Annotated in this window: 6 protein-coding genes; all 6 read right to left on the minus strand. The window is 68.4% G+C overall.

The features are described 5' to 3' along the window. On the minus strand, positions 1-1,710 hold a 1,710-nt coding region (locus H3O04_RS32655), incomplete at its 3' end, for a methyl-accepting chemotaxis protein (protein ID WP_202589260.1). A gap of 37 nt (positions 1,711-1,747) precedes the next feature. Continuing rightward, entirely contained in the window at positions 1,748-2,263 is a 516-nt protein-coding gene (gene cheW / locus H3O04_RS32660) for a chemotaxis protein CheW (RefSeq protein WP_012327702.1), read from the minus strand. Positions 2,264-2,311: 48 nt separating this feature from the next. Then, positions 2,312-4,585: a chemotaxis protein CheA gene (gene cheA, locus H3O04_RS32665; RefSeq protein ID WP_202589261.1), complete on the minus strand. Its 2,274-nt coding sequence runs from the start codon at positions 4,583-4,585 to the stop codon at positions 2,312-2,314. A 33-nt stretch (positions 4,586-4,618) separates the two neighbouring features. Further along, complete coding sequence (locus H3O04_RS32670; RefSeq protein WP_006477352.1) at positions 4,619-4,996, minus strand: response regulator; 378 nt, start codon at positions 4,994-4,996, stop codon at positions 4,619-4,621. Positions 4,997-5,012: 16 nt separating this feature from the next. Beyond that, entirely contained in the window at positions 5,013-6,032 is a 1,020-nt protein-coding gene (gene motB, locus H3O04_RS32675; RefSeq protein WP_202589262.1) for a flagellar motor protein MotB, read from the minus strand. Positions 6,033-6,045: 13 nt separating this feature from the next. After that, a complete protein-coding gene (motA, locus tag H3O04_RS32680) occupies positions 6,046-6,906 on the minus strand; it encodes a flagellar motor stator protein MotA (RefSeq protein WP_006477350.1) in 861 nt (286 codons plus the stop codon). Positions 6,907-6,933 lie beyond the last annotated feature (27 nt).

Here is a 6,933-nt window from a genome sequence, read left to right on the forward strand (position 1 = left end):
ACGCGATGCCGGCGCGCCGCGCCGTGCGGCCGGCTGGGCCGCGGCCGGCGCCGGCAGTGCAGCGACCGGCGCGTCGTGGCGCGCGTCCGACGGCAGCGCCGCCGGTTCATGGGCCACCGGCCGCGCGACGCCGCGCGCCGGCGCGAGCGCGATGCCGCCCGCGACGCGCCAGCCCGACACGATCGCCTTCATCTGGCGCGTCTGCTCCTCGAGCGACGCGGCCGCGGCGGCGGCCTGCTCGACGAGCGCCGCGTTCTGCTGCGTGACCGCATCCATCTGGCCGACCGCACGGTTGACCTGCTCGATGCCGGTCGACTGCTCGTCGGAGGCCGCGCTGATCTCGCCCATGATGTCGGTCACGCGGCGCACCGCCTGCACGATCTCGTCCATCGTCGCGCCGGCGCGCGCGACGAGCGCCGACCCGCTGTCGACCTTCTCGGCCGAATCGCCGATCAGCTGCTTGATTTCCTTCGCGGCGCTCGCGCTGCGCTGCGCGAGCGAACGCACCTCGCCCGCGACCACCGCGAAGCCGCGGCCCTGCTCGCCGGCCCGCGCCGCTTCGACGGCCGCGTTCAGCGCGAGGATGTTGGTCTGGAACGCGATGCCCTCGATCGTGCCGATGATGTCGACGACCTTGCCCGAGCTCGCCGCGATGTCCTGCATCGTCGACACGACCTGGCCGACCACGTCGCCGCCCTGCGTCGCGATGTCCGACGCGTTCACCGCGAGCTGGCTCGCCTGCCGCGCGTTTTCCGCGTTCTGCCGCACGGTGCCCGTCAGTTGCTCCATGCTCGACGCGGTTTCCTGCAGCGAGGCGGCCTGCTCCTCGGTGCGCTGCGACAGGTCGATGTTGCCGGTGGCGATCTCGCGCGCGCCGACGTCGATCGATTCGGTGCCGCGATGCACGGCCTGCACCATCGTCGTGACGGCGTCCTGCATCCGCTTGATGCCGCCGAACAGGCGGCCGATCTCGTTCGTGCTGAACACGCTCACCGGTTGCGTGAGGTCGCCGCCGGCGATGCGCTCGAAGTGCGCGATCGCGTCCTCGATCGGCTGGACGATCAGCCCGCGCAGGACGAAGCGGATCGCGATCACGACGACGAACGCGAGCGCGATGCCGGCCGCGATCAGCGCGATCATCATCGAGATCTGCGACTGCGTCGCGGCCTGGCGTTCTTCCGCGCGCTTTTGCAGCGCGGCGATCACGGCCGCCGCCGTCTGGTCGAACGCGACGAACATCGGGCTGATCTTCGCGTCGGCGATCGCGTGGTACGCGGCCATGTCGCCCGCGCGCGCCGCGGCGAATTCCGGTTCGACGCCTTCCTTCATGATCGTCGTGTAACGCGCGGTGAGCTCGTCGACGAGCGCCTGCTCGACGCCGAGCTTCGGCGTCGACTGGAACGTCTGCCAGTTCTGGTTCGACTTCGCATACAGCTCCTGCGCGCGATCGAGCACCTTCGCCGCGTCGGCCGCATTGCCGGCTTCGGTCAGCGTACGAAAGCGATCGAGCGCGACGCGCGAGCGCAGCAGGTACGCGGCCGTGTCGTCCAGCGTGTGGATCGCCGGCAGGTCGACGTGCGCGATCTCGTCGAGCGAACGGCTCGCGTGATTCAGCGCGTAGAGGCCGAGCCCGCCGACCGCGGCGGCCAGGCACACGAGGATGAGTCCGACCGCCGTGAGCGTCGTGCGGATCGACCAGTTATGCAACATTGCAGATTCTCCCGAAATTGCTGCGCGCGCGGCGCGCTTACCCGCCGAGTGTCTCGATCAGCGCCATTTCACGGCTCGACATCAGCTTCTCGATGTCCATCAGGATCAGCATCCGGCCGTCGACCGTGCCGAGGCCCGTCAGGTACTCGGTCGTCAGCGTCGCGCCGAATTCCGGCGCCGGCATGATCTGGTCGGTCTGCAGCGTCAGCACGTCCGACACGCCGTCGACCACCATCCCGACCACGCGGTTCGACACGTTCAGGATGATCACGACGGTCTGGTGGTCGTACTCGACGCGGCCGAGGTGGAACTTGATCCGCATGTCGACGATCGGCACGATGATCCCGCGCAGGTTGATCACGCCCTTGATGAACTCGGGCGCGTTCGCGATGCGCGTGACGCTGTCGTAGCCGCGGATTTCCTGCACTTTCAGGATGTCGATCCCGTATTCCTCGTCGCCGAGCGTGAACACGAGGAATTCCTGGCCCGTCGCATCGCCGTGCGCCGCATCGCGGCGGCTCGTCGCGGCATTCGCCGCGGCCGGATTGATCATTTGGACTTCAGCAGACACGTTTGCCCCCAATCGGTTGAATGGCGAGAGTCAGAAGACGGCGAGCTCGGCGCCGGCTCGGGCGCCGTGCGTCGCACGGGTTTCGCGGTTCAGCGCCGCGACGTCGACGATCAGCGCGACGCTGCCGTCGCCGAGGATGGTCGCCGCCGAGATGCCATGCACCTTGCGGTAGTTGGTTTCGAGGTTCTTCACGACCACCTGCTGCTGGCCGACCAGCTCGTCGATCAGCATCGCGAAGCGGCGCCCCTCGGTTTCCATGATCGTGACGATTCCCTGCGTCGGGTCGGTGCGCGCGTCCTCGACCGAGAACACCTCGTGCAGCGCGACCAGCGGCAGGTATTCGCCGCGCACGCGCACCACGCGCTCGCCGTTGCCGACCGTGTAGATGTCGTCGTTCGACGGCTGCAGCGACTCCATCACGAAGTTCAGCGGCAGGATGAAGATCTCGCTGCCCACCTTGACCGACATCCCGTCGAGGATCGCCAGCGTGAGCGGCAGCACGATCCGCGTGGTCGTACCGCGGCCGGCCTGCGACGAGATTTCGACATGACCGCCCATCGACTGGATGTTGCGCTTCACGACGTCCATCCCGACGCCGCGGCCCGACACGTCGGTCACCGTCTCGGCGGTCGAGAAGCCCGGCGCGAAGATCAGTTGCCAGACTTCGTCGTCGCTGATGTTCTCGGAGATCTGCATGCCCTGCTTCGCGGCCTTCGCGAGGATTCGCTCGCGGTTCAGGCCCGCGCCGTCGTCGCTCACCTCGATCACGATGTTGCCGCCGTGATGCGCGGCCGACAGCACGAGCTGGCCGACCGCGTCCTTGCCGGCGGCGACGCGCTTGTCGACGGTCTCGATGCCGTGGTCGAGGCTGTTGCGCACCAGGTGCGTGAGCGGATCGATGATCCGTTCGATCAGGCTCTTGTCGAGCTCGGTCGCCTGGCCGAACGTGACCAGTTCGACCTGCTTGCCGAGCTTGCCGGCGAGGTCGCGCACGAGCCGCGGGAAGCGGCTGAACACGTAGTCCATCGGCATCATGCGGATCGACATCACCGCTTCCTGCAGGTCGCGCGCGTTGCGCTCGAGCTGTGCCATCCCGTTGAACAGGCGGTCGTGCAGCGCCGGATCGAATGCGGTCGCCGTCTCGGCCAGCATCGCCTGCGTGATCACCAGTTCGCCGACGAGGTTGATCAGCTGGTCGACCTTCTCGACGCCGACGCGGATCGAACTGCCTTCGGCGCCCGCCGCGGCGGCAGCGGCCGGGCGCGCGCGCTTGTCGTCGTGATGCGCGGCGGCGGCCGGCGTCGCGTGTTCAGCCGGCTGGGGTTGAGCGTGTTGTTGCGGCTGCGGCTGCTGGGCGGCGGCGGCCGGCTCGGCCGGCGCCGGTGCCGGTGCCGGAACAACTGCTTGCGGCGCGGCCGGCGGCGGCGCGAACACCTCGACGCGTGCCGGCTGCGCGGCGGCGGCCGGTTCGGCAACCTCGGCGGCGGCGCCCTGCGCGGCGGCCGGCGCCGCCTGCGCGGCCGGCGCCGTGCCGTGCGCGACGCGGATCTGGCTTTCGTCGATCACGAAGCAGCACACCGCGACGATGTCGTCCGACGGCACGTCCGATTCGACCCACAGCGACAGGTCGGCGCCCGTTTCCTCGCGGCCGACGATCCGGCCGAGGTTACCGAGTTCCTCGGTGAGCAGTTCGCGATCCTTCGCGTCGACGCCCACGAGCGTGATCTTCAGGTGCGGGCCGCCGGCATCGGCGTCGGCCGCCGGATGCGCGGCCGCGACGGCCTGTTCGACCACATGGTCGGGTGCGCGATCGCCGGCAGCGGCGGGGTCGACGACGGCGGGTGCCACGGCGGCGACCGGTGCAACCGGCGCGGCCGGCGCAGGCTCGGCGGCCGCAGCAGGCGCACCCGCGCCGCTTTCGGCCTTCAGCCGTTCGAGCTTCGCGCAGATCGTCGCGGCGGCCGCCGCGTCCGGTTCGGCGCTCGCACGGTAGTCGACGAGCTGGTCGGACAACACGTCCTTGGTTTCCAGGAACGCGTCGATCATTTCCTTGGTCAGCGTCAGCTCATGGTTGCGCGCGCGGTCGAGCAGCGATTCGAGGATGTGCGTCGTATCGGTCAGCGCGGAAAAGCCGAACGTCGCCGCGCCGCCCTTGATCGAATGCGCGGCGCGGAAGATCGCCGCCAGATCCTCGGGATCGGGCGCATCGACGTCGAGGTTCAGCAGCAGCTGCTCCATCTGCGCGAGCAGCTCGTCCGCTTCGTCGAAAAAGGTCTGGTAGAACTGAGTGATGTCGAGAGTCATGCCCGGTCACCGGTTGAATTCGTCGCGTTCATGTCAGGAGGCAGCCGGCTCGGACAGCGTCGCGACCAGCTCGACGAGCACGCCCGGGTCGATCGGCTTTTCGATCCAGCCGGTCGCGCCCGCGTCGCGTGCGGCGTCCTTGAACGCGTCGCTGCCCTCGGTCGTCAGCACGAGGATCGGCGTGTCCGCGTACGCGGTCAGCTTGCGCAGCGCGGCGATCACCTCGAGCCCGCTCTTGCGCGGCATGTTCTGGTCGGTCAGGACCAGGTCGTACGGCGCCGTCGCCGCCATGTCGAAGCCGGCTTCGCCGTCCGGCGCCACCGTCACGTCGTAGCCGGCCTGCGCAAGCGTGGCCTGCAGCAGCGCACGCATGGTCGCGGAGTCGTCGATGGCGAGAATGGTTCGGATCATGTCTGTCTCGGAAACGTCAGGGTTTCGGCGCCACGGCGACGGCACTCGCCACGACCGGACGCACCGCCGGCGTCGGGCCGCCGAGCTGCTGCGCGAGCAGCTTCGAGCCGGCCGCGTCGGCGGACAGCGTCGTCGTCGTCGCGTCGTCGCGCATCAGCGCTTCTTCGGATTTGCGATTCAGCACGATCACGCTGATCCGGCGGTTTTCCGGATCGAGCGGATCGGCCTTGTTCAGGTTCTGCGTCGACGCGAGGCCGAGCACGCGCAGCACTTTCGCCTCGTCCATGCCGCCGGAGATCAGCTCGCGGCGCGACGCGTTCGCGCGGTCGGCCGACAGCTCCCAGTTGCTGTAGCCGCCCTCGCCGCCCGCGTACGGCACGGCGTCGGTATGGCCCTGGACGATGATCCGGTTCGGCACGTCGTTCAGCGTCTTGCCGATCTCGCGCAGGATGTCGCGCATGTACGGCTCGACGTGGTCGCTCGACATCGCGAACATCGGCCGCTTCTGGGAATCGACGATCTCGATGCGCAGCCCCGTCAGCGTCGAATCGATGCGGATCTGCTGCTTGAACTGGCGCAGCGTCGGATTGGCCTCGATCGCCGCCATCAGCTTGATCTGCAGGTCGTGCAGGCGCGTCTGCTCGAGCCGGTCCTGCGCGCCCTGCGCCTGCGACCGGGAATTGTCGTCGCCCGCCTTCGCGAGACGCTCGGCGAGCGACGTCGTGCCGTCGGTGCGGCGCAGCGTGCCGGCGTCGACGCTCGACAGGTCGCGGCCGCCGCCGTTGATGATGCTGGACTCCTGCGAGCTGCGGTCGCCGCTGCCGAGAATCGCGGCCTTCAGCGGCATGTTGAAGTATTCGGCGATCCCCTTCAGTTGCACCGGCGTGACCGAGCTCAGCAGCCACATCAGCAGGAAGAACGCCATCATCGCGGTCATGAAGTCCGCGTACGCGAGCTTCCATGCGCCGCCGTGGTGGCCCTTCTTCGCCGGGGCCACCCGTTTGACGACGATCGCGCGATCCTTGCTCTTGCTCATCGGTCGCTCCGCGTCACTTCGCCTTCACGCGGCGAACATGTTCCTCGAGCTCGGAGAACGACGGACGCTCGGTCGAAAACAGCACCTTGCGGCCGAACTCCACCGCGATCGCCGGCGCATAGCCGTTCAGCGTCGCGAGGATCGTCACCTTGATGCACTGGAACATCTTGGTCGACTCGGCGACGCGCTGCTCCGCGAGGCTCGCGAGCGGCCCGATCAGCCCGTACGACAGCAGGATCCCGAGGAACGTGCCGACCAGCGCCTGCGCGATCATCGCGCCGAGCACCGCGGGCGGCTTGTCGGCCGAGGCCATCGTGTGCACGACGCCCATCACGGCCGCGACGATGCCGAACGCCGGCATCGCGTCGCCGACGCGCATCAGCGCGTGCGCCGGGCCTTCGCCTTCGGTATGGTGCGTCTCGATCTCCTCGTCCATCAGGCTCTCGATCTCGAACGCGTTCATGTTGCCGCCCACCATCAGGCGCAGGTAGTCGGTCAGGAATTCGACGATGTGGCGATCGGCGAGGATCTTCGGGTATTGCGTGAAGATCGGGCTCTTTTCGGGATCGTCGATGTCGGCCTCGAGCGTCAGCGTGCCTTCCTTGCGTGCCTTCGCGAGCAGCACGTAAAGCAGCGCCATCAGCTCCATATAGACGTCCTTCGTGTATTTCGAACCCTTGAAGAGCGTCGGCAGCACGCGCAGCGTGGCCTTGATGGTCTTGCCGCCGTTGCCGAGGATGAACGCGCCGACGCCGGCGCCCACGATCATCAGGATCTCGACGGGCTGGATCAAGGCGCCCAGATGCCCGCCTGCCAGCGCATAACCGCCGAAGACGGACAACAGCGTCACGAGTGTTCCCACGATAATCAGCACTGCCTGTCCCTCACGAAAGACCGGCGG

This window comes from Burkholderia sp. KCJ3K979, assembly GCF_016759955.1.
GTDB lineage: Bacteria > Pseudomonadota > Gammaproteobacteria > Burkholderiales > Burkholderiaceae > Burkholderia > Burkholderia orbicola.